General features: G+C 69.1%; 8 protein-coding genes. 5 read left to right on the top strand and 3 right to left on the bottom strand.

All coding sequences use genetic code 11. The features are described 5' to 3' along the window. From ACIQOU_RS08215 to ACIQOU_RS08205, 3 genes are read right to left on the bottom strand one after another with little or no spacing between them, the layout of a single operon-like run. The gene (locus tag ACIQOU_RS08215) at nucleotides 1-1,491 is read right to left on the bottom strand and encodes a hypothetical protein (protein WP_401535069.1); all 1,491 of its coding nucleotides are present in this window, start codon (nucleotides 1,489-1,491) and stop codon (nucleotides 1-3) included. Then, nucleotides 1,488-2,891, bottom strand: a complete 1,404-nt coding sequence (locus ACIQOU_RS08210; RefSeq protein ID WP_401535066.1) for a KGGVGR-motif variant AAA ATPase — start codon at nucleotides 2,889-2,891, stop codon at nucleotides 1,488-1,490. Before ACIQOU_RS08210 ends, ACIQOU_RS08215 begins: the two co-directional genes overlap by 4 nt. After that, complete coding sequence (locus ACIQOU_RS08205) at nucleotides 2,888-3,406, bottom strand: hypothetical protein (protein ID WP_401535064.1); 519 nt, start codon at nucleotides 3,404-3,406, stop codon at nucleotides 2,888-2,890. Before ACIQOU_RS08205 ends, ACIQOU_RS08210 begins: the two co-directional genes overlap by 4 nt. Before the next feature lie 168 nt (nucleotides 3,407-3,574). On the opposite strand from ACIQOU_RS08205, the gene pglX reads away from it, so the two are divergent. The 5 genes from pglX (at nucleotide 3,575) to ACIQOU_RS08180 (ending at nucleotide 18,074) form a co-directional block, all read left to right on the top strand. Continuing rightward, nucleotides 3,575-7,321: a BREX-2 system adenine-specific DNA-methyltransferase PglX gene (pglX, locus tag ACIQOU_RS08200; protein ID WP_401535804.1), complete on the top strand. Its 3,747-nt coding sequence runs from the start codon at nucleotides 3,575-3,577 to the stop codon at nucleotides 7,319-7,321. A 487-nt stretch (nucleotides 7,322-7,808) separates the two neighbouring features. Further along, nucleotides 7,809-11,771, top strand: coding sequence for a PglY protein (locus ACIQOU_RS08195; RefSeq protein WP_401535062.1), 3,963 nt, complete (start codon nucleotides 7,809-7,811; stop codon nucleotides 11,769-11,771). Further along, nucleotides 11,771-14,614: a BREX-2 system phosphatase PglZ gene (pglZ, locus tag ACIQOU_RS08190; protein ID WP_401535060.1), complete on the top strand. Its 2,844-nt coding sequence runs from the start codon at nucleotides 11,771-11,773 to the stop codon at nucleotides 14,612-14,614. Before ACIQOU_RS08195 ends, pglZ begins: the two co-directional genes overlap by 1 nt. Beyond that, nucleotides 14,611-15,942, top strand: coding sequence for a BREX system ATP-binding protein BrxD (gene brxD, locus ACIQOU_RS08185; RefSeq protein WP_401535058.1), 1,332 nt, complete (start codon nucleotides 14,611-14,613; stop codon nucleotides 15,940-15,942). Before pglZ ends, brxD begins: the two co-directional genes overlap by 4 nt. Continuing rightward, nucleotides 15,939-18,074, top strand: a complete 2,136-nt coding sequence (locus ACIQOU_RS08180; protein ID WP_401535056.1) for a DEAD/DEAH box helicase — start codon at nucleotides 15,939-15,941, stop codon at nucleotides 18,072-18,074. The genes brxD and ACIQOU_RS08180 overlap by 4 nt, the downstream gene beginning before the upstream one ends. The last annotated feature ends 137 nt before the right edge of the window (nucleotides 18,075-18,211 follow it).

Here is an 18,211-nt window from a genome sequence, read left to right as displayed (position 1 = left end):
TCACGACTTGCGCGGAACCCCGCCCTTGCGGCCGATGTTGAACGCCAGCCGGTATACGTCGGGCAGGTCCAGGGCGCCACTGGCGCGTTCGGTGAGTACGCCGAGGGCCACGAGTTCCTCTATTAGCGCGAAGGGGTCACCGGGGTCACGGGGGCCGCTGCCGCCTTCGGGTTCTTCCTCGTCCTCGGACCCTTCGCCGCCTCCGTCGGCCTCGGCCATGTCCCGCAGGATGTCGGTGAGACCACCCCGCTCCCACAGAAACCGGACCTGGGACGGCTCCATGGGCACCTGTACGCCCTCGAACTGTTCGATCGCGGTGGCGGCCCAACCGATGTCGTCCCTCAGTTCCGCCACCCGCAGATTCGAAGCGGCGTGCAGGCTGTCTCGGATCGCCTCGTAGTACAGCGGCTGCGGGTGCCCGGCATGCTGTTCGGCCGTCAGGGTCGCGGCGGTGCGCAGGGCGAGCAGCCAGGTTCTCGGGCTCACCCGCCCTTTGCCGTCCTGGAGATGGTTGGGCACCCAGGTGAACGTGTGGCCCTTGCGCCGGTCGGTTCCCATGTAGGGCCCGGCCAGTGTGATGAAGACCTGCTCCTGGCGCTTCTCGTCGGCGATGACGTCGACCGGGGCGATGAACCGTCCCTCGCCTTCAGGCTGCCACTTGCCGTGCTGCTCGCGGAACTTCTCCGCCTCCGGGCTCTGGTGGTTGCCCAGCTGGTGGAAGAGCAGCCCGTACAGGTTCTCCCGGCTCCACTCCAGGTCGGTAGCGTTCGCCCCCAGCTTCGAGGCGTCCGGGAATGTCCTAGGCGCGCTGTCGTACATGTCGGGGCGTACGAAGATCTTGGCGCGCAGTGCTCCCGTGGTCAGCCGCAGCTCCAGCGCGACCTGGAACAGCGCCGACACCAGCAGGTCGGCGGTCCTGCGGTCTCGGTGCAGGTGGTCCAGGGCGTCGAAGAGCAGCACGCGCGTCTCGCCGCTGTCCCGGGCCTCCCGGTCCGCCTTGCTGAGCGCGTCGTCGTATGCGTCCTCGTTCTCCTTGGCCCACCGGATGCGGTCGGCCCAGTCGGGGATGCCCGCGATCTCCGGTACGCCGAGCGCCATCATCACGACCGAGTGCCAGAAGATCTCGAACACCTCGGGATCGGCTCCCTCCCCCAGCAACCGGGCGATCTTACGCTTGCCGGGATACGGGGTTCCGGTGTTGCCCCCCGTAGTGAACCCCGTGGTGACCCGGACCCGCCGCAGCCGCGGCATCATGTACGACCTCGCGGCCACCTCCCGCAAATCGGGGTCGGCCAACGCCTTCGCCCAGTACGTCTTGCCCGTGCCGCGCGCTCCGCGGACCACGGTCACGTCCGGGTCGAGGGCGAGGCGGTGACTGGACGGGGTGAACAGCCGCCGCAGGTCGGGACCCTCCGTGTCCGCGTCGAGCGCGACACCGAGGGCCCTGGTGATCAGGGTGCGGTACTCGTCGGTGGTCGGGACGGCGGTCATGAGGACTCCGGGGCGGGGTGTGGTTCCGGCAGCAGGCGTTCCACCGTAGTCGTGAACGTCCGGTATGCGGCTTCGACGAACGGCAGCTCCGGCCAGTCGCGGCTGCGGAGGGGGTCGAGGCCGACCAGGTCGTTGCCGAACAGGATGGGGATGGGGGAGTGCGGGGCGTCGTCATCCTCCAGAGGAGGGTGGTACGGCTCTTCGTCCTCGTCCCCACTGCCGGTGGCGTCCGTGTCGAGCTGGTCATAGAGCGTCGAGGCGAACAACTGCTGGGCCCGGTCACGCAGCGCGGGCAGCCGCTTCGCGTCCCCGGCGGAGTGGAACATGGCCGCCACGATCCGCAACCGCTCCCGCAACTCCCGGGCTAGGTCGGGGCGCTGCCGCCACTGCTCGAAAAGCATCCCGTACCCCTCCCAGGTGGAGGGATTGTCCACCGCGAACAACAGCGCGAGCCCGCTGAGACGGGTCAGGGTGACTGCCGCGATGTCGTGCATCCCGGCCCTGCTGTCCAGTAGGACGATGTCCGGTGGCCGCGACAGTTCGGTCACCTGGTCCTCGCAGGCGGCGATCGCCTGCTCCAGCCGCAGGGAGAAGGGGCGTTCGCCGTCTCCGGGGCTGAGCCCGGCGAGGTCGCTGTAGATGCGGTTGAGCTTGGCGAGATAGTCGTACGACTCTCCCGCCAGCGGAGAACCACCGGCGGGCGCGAGCCACACTTCCCCGTTGCCCTCCTTGAAGCGCAACGCGGTGCTGCGCGCCACCAGCTCCAGCCCCTCGGCGTTCCCGACCCCGGCCTCTATCAGATGGTCGACGATGCCGTGGCGGGGGATACCGGCGGGGTCCTCCAGCAGGTTCGAGATGCCCGGTGACTCCAGGTCGAGGTCGACCACGAGCACGCTGCGGCCCTGTCCGGCCAGATGCCGGGCGAGGACGGCGGTGGCGGTGGTGCGTCCGACGCCGCCCTTGAAGCCGTACATCGCCACCCGCCGGTCCCGGCGCCCGGCGGTTCCAGTGGAGGGCGGAGGGGCGGTCCGGGCCCAGTCGGTGCCGATGACGGTCCGTTCCAGCGCGTGGACACTGCCGGTGCCGGCGCCCTGCGGGGGGCTGATCTCGACGCGGTCGTCGGCGTCGAAGTACAGCTCGGGCGCGAACAACTTGTTGCCGTACAGGAGCGGTTCGAGTCCGGTGAAGGGCTTCGTGGCGGCCGTGAACGTGTCCCGAAGCGCCACCACTCGCGTGTCGTCGTGCGTGAGGGGGTTTCCCCGGTCATCGATGATGAGACAGGCCCGGCCCAGCACGTCCCGGGTCACGACGACATCCATGCCGAACTGCGCCGCGGCCTGCCGGGCGTGCTCGAGGGCGGCCTGCCAGGCGGTGTCGAACCGCACGGGGGTACGGCTCATGCGCGGGTCCTCGTTCCCAGGATGCCGGCCTGTTCATGGGCGGCGATGAGGTCGTACGCGGCCTTCAGGTGCCGGTCGAGGATGGTGTCGGTGATCGCGGTGCCGTCGCAGTAGCGGTCTCCGACGTCCCAGTCGGCGAACGGATTCTCCCAGATGAGCTGTGTGAACAGCGCACCCGACCCGCCGCCTCGGCGGCGGTGGGCGACGGCGGTGAGGTGTTCCCAGAGCTCGGGGAGGTGGCCGTGCTTGTTCGTCCACTGCGGCGTCCTCCGGGAGCGGTCCAGGTACTTCACCTCTGGATGCTCTGGCATGTTCCGCGCGTTGAGCCGGGAGCCTAGGAAGTCGATCAGGATGGCCTTGACGGCACACTCAGCCGCCAGCCCGGCCAGATGGTCGGCAGATATCCGCAGGTCCTTCTCGGAGGCCAGCGTGGCCGCGCGATAGTGGTTCCTGCTCGCCGCCGCGAAGGCGGGCGGCTGTGCCGCGGTGGATGTGGAGGGTGTCGAGGCCGTCACGACGATCACCTTAACGAGCTGGCCAAGGGAGTGGCGGGGGCTTTTCCCAGATCGCGAAGGCCCTGAGCCCTCGTGCGGGGGCGCGGGTGCGGCAGGATGGGAGGTCCGGTCCGCGGGGACGCGGTGGGGTTCTTACGCGGTGCATGGAGAAGGAAGCGAAGAGTGACGGTGACGACTGAGGGTGCCGAGCGTGCTCAGGGCGTGGACAAGGTGGCCCTGCTCAAGGACCTGAAGAAGCTGGTCGTCAAGCTGGAGGACGACCTGCGAGCCCGCAGCGAGTCCGAGGAGGAGTTCCGCACCGGTCTGGACCGCGAGTGGCGTGAGGCCAAAGAGGCCCAGCGTACCGCCCTCTCCTATTCCGCCTGGCGCGACGAGCGTGTGACTCAGGCAGCGGTGGCGTGGGTGCTTGGCTGCGTCTTCGTCCGCTTCTGCGAGGACAACGGCTTGATCGACGAGCCGTTCCTTGCCGGCCCCGGCGAACGCCTGGCTGAGGCGGAGGCGAGGCACGAGGCGCATTTCCGCACCTACCCGCACCACAACAACCGCGACTGGCTCATCACGGCGTTCCGCCACCTGGCGAGTACTAACGAGACGGCCGCTGGTCTCTTCGACGAGGCACGCAACCCGCTCTGGGGCCTCACCCCTGGCTACGAAGCGGCCACGGAACTCCTGACGTTCTGGCGCCGCTGGGGCGCGGACGGCGAGATCCGCTACGACTTCACCGACCCCGAGTGGGACACGCATTTCCTCGGTGACCTCTACCAGGACCTCAGCGAGCACGCCCGCAAGACGTACGCGCTGCTCCAAACCCCCAAGTTTGTCGAGGAGTTCATTCTTGACCTGACTCTGGAGCCAGCGATCGCCGACGACGGGAAGGGCTTCGGCCTGAACCCCGTTTGGACCAGCCCTGACGGCAGAGAGCGCCGCGGCCTGCGCACTATCGACCCGGCGTGTGGCTCCGGCCACTTCCTGCTCGGTATCTTCGACCGCTTGCTCGACAAGTGGCGGCGTGCCGAACCCGGCACGGACAACTGGACATTGGTCCGGCGCGTTCTGGAGTCGGTACACGGTTGCGACAAGAACCCCTTCGCGGTGAGCATTGCCCGCTTCCGGCTCCTGGTCGCCGCGATGCGCGCGGCAGGCGCCGAGCGGCTGGCGGACGTACGACCGTTCCCGATCAACGTGGCTGTCGGTGACTCGCTGCTGCACGGCCGGGACGCGGCGGGTATTCAGACTGACCTGGACACGCTGTTCGCGGAGGCGGTCGTGGGGCGTGAGGAGGGGGCTTATGCGTATGCCACGGAGGATGTGTGGGAGTACGCGAAGAGGGTCGACCTGCTGGGGCGGGGGTCGTATCACGTGGTGGTGGGGAATCCGCCTTACATCACGGTGAAGGACAAGCAGGAGAACGAGAACTACCGGGCGGCGTACGACGCGTGTGCGGGGACCTACGCGTTGTCGGTTCCGTTCGCTCAGCGGATGTTCGAACTCGCGGTGAAGGGGCCGGGCGGGCGGCTGGGCGGCGGCGGGTTCGTGGGGCAGATCACGGCGAACTCCTTCATGAAGCGGGAGTTCGGCAAGAAGCTGATTGAGGTCCTCTTCCGAAATCGGGTCGAGCTGTCGCATGTGATCGACACCTCGGGTGCCTACATTCCGGGGCATGGGACTCCGACCGTGATTCTGGTCGGGCGCAATCGCATTCCCAGCCCCGAACGGACGTTGCGGGCGGTGCTGGGTGTACGGGGTGAGCCCGCGCAGCCGGAGGAGGCGTCGCAGGGGGCTGTGTGGCGAGCGATTGTCGAGCAGGTGGGCAGGCCGGGAAGTGAGTCGGAGTGGGTTTCGGTGGAGGACGCGGCGGCGGTTGGGTTCTCTACGCATCCCTGGTCTGTAAGCGGTGGTGGTGCCGGGGCGCTTGTCGAGTATGTGGCTGCTCATGGCGAACCGATGGAACGGCGCATCTCAAAGCCGATCGGTCGTGCCATTCGGGCAGGTGCTGATGAGGCGTATATGCGCCCGATGCGTTCGACCTACACACCGCGGGCCGACAAGCGTGCCCTGCGGCCGTTGATGGTCGGAGAGATCGTCCGCGACTGGAGGGCAGCTCCTGACGTCGCCATCTGGAACCCCGACTCAAAGTCGATTCATGAGGAAGGGCTCGGCGAGGAATTGTGGCCTTGGCGTGCCACGCTGGCCGCTCGCAAGACCTTCCAAGGGAGCATGGAGGACGCGGGCCTGGAGTGGTGGGACTACATGCAGTACACCTCGTCCGCCTACGCGACTCCGCTGTCCATCTCGTTCGCGTTCGTGGCGACGCACAACCACTTCGTGCTGGACCGGGGCGGGAAAGTATTCAACCGTTCCGCTCCCGTGATCAAGCTGCCTGAGGGGGCTGGGGAAGATAGGCACCTGGAGCTGCTGGGGGTGCTGAATTCTTCGGCGGCTTGTTTTTGGCTGAAGCAGGTAAGCCAGGGCAAGGGCGGCAGTGGACTTGGCCGAGGGCTTCAGGATGAGGAGTGGGAGGAGCGGTACGAGTTCACCGGCACCAAGCTGCAAGAGTTCCCTCTCCCGGCCAAGCTCCCGCTCCACCTTGGCCGCGTCCTCGACGCGCAAGCACAGAAGCTCATCAAGCTGGAGCCATCGGTCGTGTGCGCCAAGCGCGTTCCGGAACGGCACGCGCTCCTTGAAGCCAAGGTCGACTACACCAAAATCCGTCGGCGCATGATCGCTCTCCAAGAGGAACTGGACTGGCAGGTCTATGGTCTCTACGGGCTGCTCAACAACGCCGAGACAGTCCGAACCGTGATGCCGTCGCCCGATCCTGACACCATCCCTGAGGTCAAGCTCGGTGAGCGTGCCTTTGAGATCGTGCTCGCGCGGAAAGTCGAGGCCGGCGACCTGGACACAGCCTGGTTCACGCGCCATGGCTCAACCCCCGTCACCGAGATTCCCGCTCGCTGGCCTGACTGGTACCGGAAGATCGTCGAGGCACGCATCGACCTCATCATTACCAGCCGCAAGGACATCGCCCTGATCGAGCGCCCCGAGTGCAAGCGGCGCTGGGCTGCCGACACCTGGGAGAAGAAGGAACGAACCGCGCTGCGGAGCTGGCTGCTAGACCGCTGCGAGGACGAGGGCCTGTGGTTCGAGGTACGTGACGGGCTGCGCCGCCCCCGGACGCTGACCGTCAACAACCTTGCTGACAGGCTTGGTTCGGACCCTGACTTCGCCTCCGTCGCCGCCCTCTACGCCGCCGATCACCTGAAGAAGCCGGACCTCCCCCTCGCGCAGATCCTTAGCGAGGTCATTGCCGACGAGCACGTGCCCTACCTAGCCGCCATGCGCTACAAGGACTCGGGCCTCCGCACCCGCCGGGAGTGGGAGAAGGTGTGGGAGAAACAGCGCGAGGAGGACCGCAACGGTACGCGGCTCGACATCGACCCACCGACGAAGTACAAGTCCTCCGATTTCCTCAGGCCGTCCTACTGGAGTCACCGTGGCAAACTCGACGTTCCCAAGGAACGGTTCATCTCCTACCCGGAGGCAGGCCCGGACAGCGACTCCACGCTGATGCTCGGCTGGGCCGGTTGGGACCACAAGGACCAGGCGGTGGCCATCACGCAGCTCATCGAGACGCGCGTCAGGAACGACGCGTGGGGCGCCGACCGGCTCGTTCCGATGCTCGCGGGACTGCGTGAGGTCATGCCGTGGTTGCACCAGTGGTACAGCGTGCCCGACGACGAGTGGGAGGGTGGCTCGCCGGCGGAGGAACTGGAGGCGGAGTTCCGGCGCATGCTGCGGACGCACGCCGTGGGCGAGGCGCAGATGAAGGACTGGCGTCCGGTGCGGAAGACGCGCGGCCGGAAGGCAGCTCAGCCCGACAAACAGACCGAACAGCCCGCGTTGGACGACGAGTAGAGCAGTGTCAGGGGAGAGAGGTGTCACTCTCCCCGGGCCTTTCTACAGCGGGATCAACAGCGGCATCGTTGGATCGCGCCCAGCGAGCTTCGTTTTACGGCTTCTCCGCATCCTGTCGCGCTTCTATACGTCGAGGTGTCTGAGACCCACCACGCCCTGCCGGTGTAGTCCGTCGCGGTCAGTGGCATGGAATCCGCAGCCGCGGGCCGGAGCCTGCCTTTGATCGACGTCCAGCCCTCCTGCTGGAGTACGGCCGGACTGGGCAAGACGGCTTGGGCGGAGGTGGACCTCCAGACCGGGCCAGCGCTACCGGGTAGCCACACCAGGCGATCCATCCCAGTCCTGTCACCCACCGTGACCTCCTGCCGTGAAACCCGTTGCGATCTCCTCTCCCGCCGTCGGACCCACCTGGCAAGATGGACCGTGCGCCGCACCGAGGGGGGCGCTGTCCGGCCGGCCGCCAGCACAGTGAGGGACTGATCACCCGATGTCGACCACAGAGCTGTTCCTCCGCGATGTCATCGACATCAAGGAGGACGTCCACGCGGGCGATTTCAAGGTCGACCTCTCCCAGGGCTTCCACGAGGCCGACGAGCGGGTGGCGGAGTACGTCGTCACCGAGCAACTACAGAAGGCGTTCCGCAAGGCGCTCGGCCTCGTCGCGAAGGCCGTACGCACCGGCGACTCGCACGCCGCTTACCTGCACGGTTCGTTCGGCGCCGGTAAGAGCCACTTCCTGACCGTGCTGCACGCCGTGCTGAACGGCCATGAGGGGGCCCTGAACAAACGGGGGCTGAGGGAGGCCGTCGCCGAGCACGGCGACTGGCTGGGCCGCAAGCGGTTCCTGATGGTCCCGTACCACCTCGTCGGTTCGACCGACCTCGACTCTGCGCTGCTCGGCGGCTACGTGCACACCGTGCGGGAGCTGCACCCGGATGAGTCGACCCCTGCCGTCTACCGGGCGGACGCGCTGCTCGCCGACGCGGACCGACAGCGGACGTTCCTCGGGGACGACGACAAGTTCCGGCAGTGGCTCGGGGCTGGCGCGGACGCGACCGCGTCTAACGGGGGAGGGGCGTCCGGAGCGGACGACGAGGACGACCTGCCGGGCATCGACGGCAGCGCGGACCTGCCCGGCGCGGGCGGTTGGAGCACCGCCGAACTGGACCGCGCCTTCGCCGCGCCGCCCGGCAGCGAGGACCGCGAGCGGCTGGTGTCGGCGCTGCTGACCGGGCCCATGGCCGCCTACACCCAGGCCGCCCGCGGCGACGCCCGCTCCTTCATCCCGTTGGAGAACGGCCTCAGGGTCATCTCCCGGCACGCCCAGTCGCTCGGCTACGACGGCGTCGTCCTCTTCCTCGACGAGCTGATCCTGTGGCTCCAGGCGCACATGGGCGACCAGGACTTCGTCCGCGACCAGGTGCAGCGGCTGGTCAAGCTGATCGAGTCCGCGGACAGCGGCCGGCCCGTGCCGATCGTGTCCTTCGTCTCCCGCCAGCGTGACCTGTCCCAGCTGATCGGCTCCGACGTGGCGGGCGCGGACGTACAGAACCTGGAGCAGCAGGTCGACTACCTCGCCGGCCGGATCGACGTCGTGGAGCTGGAGGACAGCAACCTCGTCGAGATCATCAAGCACCGGGTGCTTGCTCCCCGTTCGGGCATGGAGCAGGCACGTGACGACGCGTTCAAGATCGTGGAGTCGTCGCGGGACGAGGTGCGGCAGGTGCTGCTCGACGCGCAGGGGCGCACCGAGGCCGACTGGGACGACTTCCGCACCCTGTACCCGCTCTCGCCGGCCCTGCTCAATGTGCTGGTCGACCTCTCCGGGGCTCTCCAGCGCGAGCGGACCGGTCTCAAGCTCGTGCAGGAGCTGCTGCGTCGGCGGCGCGACGACCTGAGGCTCGGCCAGCTCGTCCCGATAGGCGATCTGTGGGACGTCATCGCCGCGCGGACCGGTGAGGCGTTCACCGCGAAGCTCCGCAAGGAGTCGGAGATCGCCCACCGTTTCCACGGCCGCGTCCGCGACCACCTGCTGACCAAGTACGGCTCCGAGGACGACAAGCGCTTCCAGACCGACGACCGGCTGGTGAAGACGCTGCTGCTGGCCTCCCTCGCGCCCAACGTGCCCGCCCTGATCCGGCTCACCGGCGGCCGGCTCGCCGCGCTGAACCACGGGACCATCAGGACCCGGGTGGGGGATGCCGGGAGCATCGCCGTCCAGCGCCTTCAGGAGCTCCAGGCCGAGGGGTTCGACGGCGAGTTGCGCAGCGAGGGCGACTCCGCCGACCCGGTCTTCCATCTCCACCTGTCCGACCTGGACGTGGAGCCGCTGCTGGAGGAGGTGCAGGGCGTCGCCGACCAGGACGGCTACCGCCGCCAGTGGATCAAGGATCAGTTGTGGGCGGCGCTCGGCATCTCCGACGCCCAGGCGTTCGTCTGCGAGCGGACGGTCGTCTGGCGCGGCACCAAGCGCACCGTCGAGTTCGTCTTCGGCAACGTACGCGATCCGCACCTGCCCGACGCGGAGTTCACGCCGCAGAGCGAGGGAAACATCCGATTCGTCTTCGACTACCCCTTCGACGACCACGGCCGCTCACCGATGGACGATGTACAGCGGGTGGAGCGGATGAAGCGGGCCGGGAGGACGGCACCGACGATCGTCTGGCTGCCGCACTTCCTGTCCGAGCAGAAGGCCCGCAACCTCGGCCGTCTACTGAAGATCAATTATCTGCTGGAGCGCGACCGGCTCGACGACCACACGGCGACCCGCCCCGCAGAGGAACGCGTCCAGATCCGCAACCAGCTCAAGGCGTCCCGCGACAGCCTGACCAGCCAGCTCACCGAGGCACTGCTCCAGCTCTACGGCATCGCCCGCACCGAGCCCGGGACCGCCGGTGCGGAGGTGCCCGAGGGGCATCACCTGATCTCGCTCCAGCCGGGCTTCACCCGTACCAGACCCGAACCGGCGGTCGGCTTCGAGGAGAACCTGTTCCTGCTCGCCGACGGGCTTCTCGGCGCCCTGCACCCCAAGCACCCCGACTTCGATCCGCGGCTCACCCGCAAAGCCATCACCACGCGAGAACTGAAGACCACGCTCGAATGGATCACGAGGGCGATGGAGGATGGCTCCCGGCGCGTCGTGGTCGACAGCCAGCAGATCCCGATGGTCCGCAAGATCGTGCACGCCCTCGGCCTGGGCGAGGTCCACGACGGGCCGCTGAACGTCACCACCGACTGGCGCCTGCGCATCAACAAGAAGGCGGCGGAAACCCCGGACGCCGGTCCGGACCTGTCCGTCGACGACATCCGTCGCTGGATCGAGGACCTCGGTTACACCGGCCTGGACCGTCACGTCAGCAACCTGATCATTGCCACGTACGCCCTGCTCGACGATCGTACGTGGGTCTACCAGATCTCGCCCCTGCCCAAGGCCCCGGAGCTGGAACGGATCGCCTCCGGATACGGACTGCGGGCGGTCGAGCTGCCCACCGAGGACGAGTTCCACACCGCGCTCGGCCGTGCCGGGACCATCTTCGGCAAGACCGTCTCGCGGGTCCTGTTCGCCCGCAATGTCGCCCGGCTCGCCGAAGGCGTGCGCGCGGTCGCGGAGGAACACCGCGTGGCCCTCGGCGAGACACGCACCCTGCTGACGGAGAACGCCGCTCACCTTGGACTGACCGGACCGGACGGCGCCGACGCGCCCCGCATGAGGTCCACCAAGGCCGCGGCCGACCTCGTCGCTCGGCTGCTGCGCACCACCGAACCGGCCCCGTTCGTGCGGGAGCTGGCCGCCGCCGCGTACGACGTGACGGACGAGGAGATCGCCGCGGCCCTCCGGTACGCTCCGGAGGTCGCCGCCGCGCTGCGCCGCACCGAGTGGTCCCTGCTGGCGGAGACCGTACGTGACCTCGCCGGACGCGAGGACAGCGTCGGCGAACGGGCGGCCCGGTTCCGCGACGAGGTGCACCGCACCGCCCGCGAGCACGAGCAGGCCGTTTCGCTCGTGCCCGTTCTGGACCGGCTCCCCGACACCGTCATGGCGCTGATGCGGGAGGCCACCCGCCTCACTCAGGGAGCGCAGCCGGCCCAGCCGACCGCTCCGCCGGTCACGCCCCAGCCGACCGCCGAGGACATCAGCTTCACCACCCACGGTGAGCCCCCTGTCCCCTCGACGCCCACCACCCCCACGCAGCCTTCCGCGTCGGAGCCCGACGACACCACCCGGGACGGGGGCGACGCGCAGAACGCCCGCCCGCGTGCCGTCCACCTCATCGAGCCCACCCATCTGGAGACGTCGCTGGCCAGCACGGTCGCCGAGCTCGGCACGGAGATCCGCGCCTATATCGCGGCCCATCCCGGCACCCGTATCAAGGTCTCCTGGCACCCAGTCACCGAGTCCGAGGGCTCGAACGGACCCGCCACGGAACCGGGCGACGGGGACACCGACTGATGCCCCCGGCCCTGCCCCGGGTGGGCCGCCGTACCGTCGAGGCCCTGCTCGCCGCGAACGCCGAGGCGCTGCGCGAGCGCACCCTCGTGCTCGTCCACGGTCAGTACGCGCCCGGCGCCCCGATGCGGTTCACCGTCACCCTGCACGGCGAGGCACGCCGCGTCCAGGTACGGGACGAAGCCTCCGTCCTCGGTGTCCTCACCGCCCTGCACGAGCACCGGAGCACGGCCTCTGCCTCCGCCTCCTCTGCCGACGTACTAGTGGTCACGACGGGCGTCGACGACGAGCAGCTCGGCTGGGACGTGCGCGGCAGGGCCGTACGGCGCAAGACCCTGACCGTCGAGAACGCCGAGGTCGTCCTCCAGCGTTTTGGCGCCACTGCCTTGGACCCGCGCATGTACCGCGAGCGATGGCTTCTGGACGCCCTTGTCGAAGCCGAGCCCGCTGACAGCGGCTGGCCCCGGGTCGGCGGTGTGCTGACCCGGGACGCGGCACTACGCGCGCTGACCGTCGAACGGCTCGGGCTGCGCACGGCGGGCGGCTCCAGCGGCCAGGATGGGCAGGCAACGCTCGACGCCGACACACTCCTCGCCTGGTCGCGCACTCCCGCCGGCCCCCGGCGGTTCGCCGAACTGGGCGCCACCGAACGGACCGAGCTGAAGAAGTGGCTCGCGGAAGTCGCCGGGCCCGCCGTCCCCGTTCTCCTGTCCCTCGCCGAGACCGGGCTCGGGCACGATGCCCTGGCGCTCGGCCTGCTCGGCGCGGTACTGCGGGACTCGTCCGTCGAACCCGACACGGTACTCGCGCTCGGCGGCCTGTTCGGGCAGGTCATGCCCCGCCGGTCGGAACTCGCCGCGTTCACCGACGCCGTGGAGGGAACCCTCACCCGCTGGATCGCCGACGCCCGGACCAGCGAGGACGCCCGTCGGAGGGTCGTCGCCGTACTCGAACGGGCCGACGAACTGGCCGACACGGCCGGCCTCACCCCGGGGCTCGCCGCAAGCCGCTTCCTCCCGTCCAGCTTCACGGCACAGCTCCGCAGGACCGTCGCGGACGCTCGCGTCTCCCCGGCTGCGGGCGAGGCCGCGCTGGACGACCTGCTCGGACACAGCCTGGCCGCCCTGCGCCCGGACCACATCCAGGCCGCCGAGACGGCCGTGCGGGTCGCACGCTGGCTCAGCGGCCCCGAACCCACCGTCCCCACCGTGGCCGCCGGGGTACGAGCCCATGTCTCCGACTGGGGCTGGGCCGACCGCGCGCTCACCGTGTTGTGGGCGGGCGACCCCGACGGTGACCTGGAAACCGGCCGTGACCTGAACGCCCTGTACGAGCAGGCACGCGAACGCAGACAGCGCCTCGACGAACAGTTCGCCGCGCGGCTCGCCGCCTGGGCCGTACACGCCACCGCCGAGCACCCCGAGGGCTGCCTCGTCATCGAGAACGTGCTGGACACCGTCGTACGCCCGTTGGCGGGCCGGACCGCACCGCTCCTCCTCGTCCTCGACGGCATGAGCAGTGCCGTAGCCGCTCAGCTCGGCGAGGAAGCCGAACGCGACGGCTGGCGTGAGATCGTGCCCCGCCCGGAGACGGGAGAGGCCCCGGTACGCCTCGCGGCCGTTTCCATGCTGCCCTCGATCACCAGGGCCAGCCGCGCATCGCTGCTGGCGGGCGAGGCGACCGCAGGAGGCCAGTCCGCCGAAACCGCGGGCTTCAGCGCCCTGTGGAAGGGGCGACGCAAGGCGGCAGTCCTCTTCCACAAGGCCGCCATCGGCGGCGAAGCGGGCCACGCCCTCTCCCACGAACTTCTGATCGCGCTCGCCTCGGACGCGGTGGTGGGCGTGGTCCTCAACACCATCGACGACGCTCTGGACAACGGCCGGCAGGGCCGCGGCACCACCTGGTCTCTCACCGACGTCACCCACCTGCGCGAACTGCTCGCCGCCGCCCGCAACTACGGCCGTCCCGTCGTCATCGTCTCCGACCACGGACACGTCCTGGAGCGCGGCAGCCGCGACGACACCCCGCCGGTTGAGGCCGACGGTGCGGAGGCCGCCCGCTGGCGCACCGGTGGCTCGGCGGGCGAGGGGGAGGTCGCCGTCCACGGCTGGCGCGTGCGGGAAGGCTCGGGGGCGGTGATCCTGCCGTGGCGCGAGGACATCCGCTACACCGGACGCCGAGCGGGGTATCACGGTGGCGCGTCGCTGGCCGAGGTCACCGTCCCGGTACTCGTCCTGCTCCCGGCCGGGGAGGAGGCCCCGAAGAACTGGGTGCCGCTGCCGCGCGAGCTGTCGACGCCGGGATGGTGGCGGACACCGGCTGCCGGTGCCACTGCGGCCTCTGCTGCCGTGGCGACCGGCCAGGCGTCACCTGTCGCCCCCGAGCGGCCCGCGCAACCGGCGTCGCACTCGCAGGACGCACCTGCCACCGAGGCGCGGCCGTCCACAGGACCGGAGGCCGGCCGCCGGGCCGCCGGGTCGCTGGGAGCGACGGTGGTGACCAGCGAGGTGTACTCGGCACAGAAGGAGTACGTCCGCAAGGCGCCCGAGGCGAACGTGGTGTCCGCGGTCATCGACGCACTCGTCAGCGCGGGCGGGACCATGTCCCCGGCAGCGCTCGCCGCGGCGATCTCCGCGACCGGACGGGTCCGCCGAAACATCGAGGGGTTCATCGCCACGGTGCAACGGCTACTCAACGTCGAGGGCTACCCCGTCCTGGGGTTCATCGACGGTGGGCACGCCGTGAAACTCGACGTGCCGCTCCTGCGCGAGCAGTTCCTGCCGAAGCAGAAGGACGGGGAGAACGGAGACATGACCGAGGGCGGGAAGCGGGAGGAGACGGCATGACCGACTCCGCCTCCGTGAGCGCGGTCCGCCGCCGCGAGGTCATCGACGCCCTGCGTCGTGGCACGGTCCCGCAGTCCGGCCTCGACCTGTTCGCGGTGGGACTGGACCGGTTCGAAGCCGCCCTGGACGACGATCTGGCCACCGTCACGCGCGGTGGCGCGGCCTTCCACGCCGTGCGTGGCGACTACGGCTCCGGCAAGACCTTCTTCGCTCGGTGGCTGGCCGAGCGGGCCAAGCGCGCGGGACTTGCCACCTCGGAAGTGCAGATCTCCGAAACGGAGACGCCGCTGCACCGGCTGGAAACCGTCTACCGCAGGCTTACCGAGCGCCTTGCCACCGCGACCCACCAGCCCAGCGCGTTGCGCGCCGTCGTCGACTCGTGGTTCTACACCCTGGAGGAGGAGGTCCTCGACGGCTCGGAGATCGACGAGGACGACGAGGAAGCCCTCGCCGCGGCCGTGGACACCCTGATGGAGCGTCGGCTCGCCGACGTCGCCCGCACCACACCCGCGTTCGCCGCCGCCCTGCGCGGTTACCGTCAGGCCGTCGTAGCCGGGGACGGCGCGACCGCGGAAGCCCTGATCGCCTGGCTCGGCGGCCAGAAGTCCGTGGCCGCCTCCGCGCGCCGGGCCGCCGGTGTGCGCGGAGACCTGGACCACTTCGCCGCGCTCGGGTTCCTCCAGGGACTGCTGACCGTGCTGCGCGACTGTGGTCATCCCGGACTGCTCCTCGTGCTCGACGAGACGGAGACCCTGCAACGCGTCCGTGGTGACGTCCGGGAGAAGGGGCTCAACGCGCTGCGCCAGCTCCTGGACGAGATCGACGCCGGACGCTTCCCCGGACTCTTCCTCGTCATCACGGGAACCCCCGCGTTCTACGACGGGCAGCAAGGCGTCCAGCGGCTCCCGCCCCTGGCCCAGCGGCTTGCCACGGACTTCACGACTGACGCCCGCTTCGACTCTCCCAGGGCTGTCCAGCTGCGACTGCCCGGCTTCGACCTGCCGCGCCTGGTTGAACTCGGCCGGAAGACGCGCGACCTCTACCGGGGAGCGGCATACCATCCCGACCGGGTCGCCGCGCGGGTCGACGACGCCTACGTCAGTGAACTGGCCACCGCCGTCACCGGAGGACTGGGTGGCAATGTCGGGATCGCCCCCCGGGTCTTTCTCCGCAAGCTCGTCGCCGACGTCCTAGACCGCGTCGACGAGTTCGCGGACTTCGACCCGCGTGAGCACTACCAGCTCACCGTCTCGTCTGGTGAACTCACCGACATCGAACGCAACGCAGCTGCTGACCGGGCGGACGCCATTGAGCTGGAACTGCCATGAGCGCCGCCGACGCCCTGGAACCGGCGCTGGTCCACCACATCGTGAACACCCTGAGCTGGAAGGGACTGCGCCCGCTCCAGGAGGCTGCTGTCGCGCCGCTGACCGCGGGTGAGGACGCCCTGCTGCTGGCACCGACGGCGGGTGGGAAGACGGAAGCGGCCTGCTTCCCGCTGCTCTCCCGGATGCACGCCCAGGGCTGGTCCGGCACGTCGGTGCTGTACGTGTGCCCGCTCAAGGCACTGCTGAACAACCTGCTGCCGCGGCTGGAGACGTACACCGCTTGGCTCGGCCGGACGGCGGCTCTCTGGCACGGTGACACACCGGCCGGTACCAGACGGCGCATCCTTGCGGCCAGGCCCGACGTACTGCTCACCACTCCCGAGTCGCTGGAAGCCATGCTGGTCAGCGTCAACGTCGACCACGCCTCCTTCTTCTCCGGGCTGCGCACCGTGGTGGTCGACGAGGTCCACGCCTTCGCCGCCGACGACCGCGGCTGGCACCTGCTGGCAGTTCTGGAACGCCTCCAGCGAGTCGTGGGCCGCTCCGTGCAGCGCGTCGGCCTCTCCGCGACCGTAGGCAACCCCGAAGGACTACTCACCTGGCTCCAGGGTTCGGGTGCCGGAAAACGCCCAGGCCGAGTGGTAGCGCCTCACCTGACCGAGGCACAGCCGGCGCAGCAAACCGCGCCGACCTCTGTGCCGTCCGGTGACATCCAGCTCGACTACGTCGGCTCGCTCGACAACGCGGCCACGATCATCAGCGCCCTCCACCGGGGCGAGAAGCGTCTTGTCTTCTGCGAGTCACGACGTCTCGTCGAAGAACTGGGCGCCAAACTTCGCGCCAAGGGCGTGACCACCTTCCTGTCGCACGCCTCACTGTCCCTCGACGAACGCAGACGCGCGGAGACCGCTTTCGCCGAAGCACGCGACTGCGTCATCATCTCCACAAGCACCTTGGAGCTGGGCATCGACGTCGGAGACCTCGACCGGGTCATCCAGATCGACGCGCCCGCTTCCGTCGCCTCCTTCCTCCAACGCTTGGGGCGCACCGGGCGCCGCGCCGGAACAACCCGCAACTGTCTCTTCCTCGCCCTCGACCAAGGCGGGCTCCTGGCCGCCGCGGGACTGCTTCTGCAATGGTCGCGAGGCTGGGTGGAACCGGTGACCGCACCGCCTGAGCCACGGCACATCGTCGCCCAGCAGTTGCTTGCCCTCTGCCTTCAGGAACACCGTGTCGGAGATCGGCTCTGGCAGGAGTGGTGGAACGGCCTGGGACCGTTCGGCGGGTCGGCGGAACCGATCGTCCGGCATCTGGTCGAGCAGGGATACCTGGACCAGGACGGCGGCATGCTGTTCATCGGTCCTGAAGCCGAACGACGCTTCGGCCACCGCCACTTCATGAACCTCACCGCCGTCTTCACCGCACCCCCGCAATTCACTGTCCTCCAGGGCCACACCGAGATCGGCCGTACCGATCCCGCGCTGCTCACCGAGCAGGTCATCGGCCCCCGCCGCCTCCTTCTCGCCGGCCGAAACTGGCAGGTCACCTACATCGACTGGCGACGTAAGCGCTGCTTCGTCGAACCGGTCGACGGCGGAGGCAAGGCGAAGTGGAGCGGCACGGGATTCGGCCAGGGCGCCTCCTTCGAGATCACCCGAGCCGTGCGCGAGGTATTGCTGGGGGCGGATCCGCCCGTTGCCCTGACCCAACGCGCCATCACTTCACTCAAGGAGGCACGCGACGTCTTCCTGGAGAAGGTCCACCCGGGCGGCACGCTGATCGTGCGGGGGGACGGAGGACAACTGCGTTGGTGGACCTGGGCAGGTCACCGGGCGAACGCCACTCTGTCCGCCACGCTGGAGGGGGTAGCGGTGCCGGCCCAGCGGATCAATGATCACTGGATCCGTCTACGGGAAGACCTCACCCCACCAGTGTGGAAAGAAGCCCTGAGCGATGCCCCCGATCGACTCTGCCTTCCCGCTGTCGACGAACGAGCGGTGCGAGGACTGAAATTCGGGGACGCGCTGCCGCCTCGGCTCGCAGAGGCGACGCTGTCGGCCCGATTGGCGGAGCTGGACTCCGCTGCGGCAGTACTCGCCGAACCTGTGCGATTCGTCTACGAGGTCTCGTAGGCTCTTGGCATTGCGACGACAAGGTCAGTAGCCGCCACTGCATCAGCGATCTTCGAAGCGCTCCGATCAGCGAGGGCACACGCAGATCGCCAGCTCTTCCGATAATGTGGTTTGGAGATCGAGGTGTGGGTTCGCCG

Source organism: Streptomyces sp. NPDC091279, from assembly GCF_044757465.1.
In the GTDB taxonomy this organism is placed as follows: domain Bacteria; phylum Actinomycetota; class Actinomycetes; order Streptomycetales; family Streptomycetaceae; genus Streptomyces.
Note: the sequence above shows the minus strand (reverse complement) of the source record. Positions and strands in the feature narration are given on the sequence as shown.

Excerpts from the sequence above, each read along its gene's own strand:
- ACIQOU_RS08215 (WP_401535069.1), bottom strand. The coding sequence starts at position 1,491 with ATGACCGCCGTCCCGACCACCGACGAGTACCGCACCCTGATCACCAGG.
- ACIQOU_RS08180 (WP_401535056.1), top strand. The coding sequence starts at position 15,939 with ATGAGCGCCGCCGACGCCCTGGAACCGGCGCTGGTCCACCACATCGTG.
- pglZ (WP_401535060.1), top strand. The coding sequence starts at position 11,771 with ATGCCCCCGGCCCTGCCCCGGGTGGGCCGCCGTACCGTCGAGGCCCTG.
- ACIQOU_RS08195 (WP_401535062.1), top strand. The coding sequence starts at position 7,809 with ATGTCGACCACAGAGCTGTTCCTCCGCGATGTCATCGACATCAAGGAG.
- ACIQOU_RS08210 (WP_401535066.1), bottom strand. The coding sequence starts at position 2,891 with ATGAGCCGTACCCCCGTGCGGTTCGACACCGCCTGGCAGGCCGCCCTC.
- brxD (WP_401535058.1), top strand. The coding sequence starts at position 14,611 with ATGACCGACTCCGCCTCCGTGAGCGCGGTCCGCCGCCGCGAGGTCATC.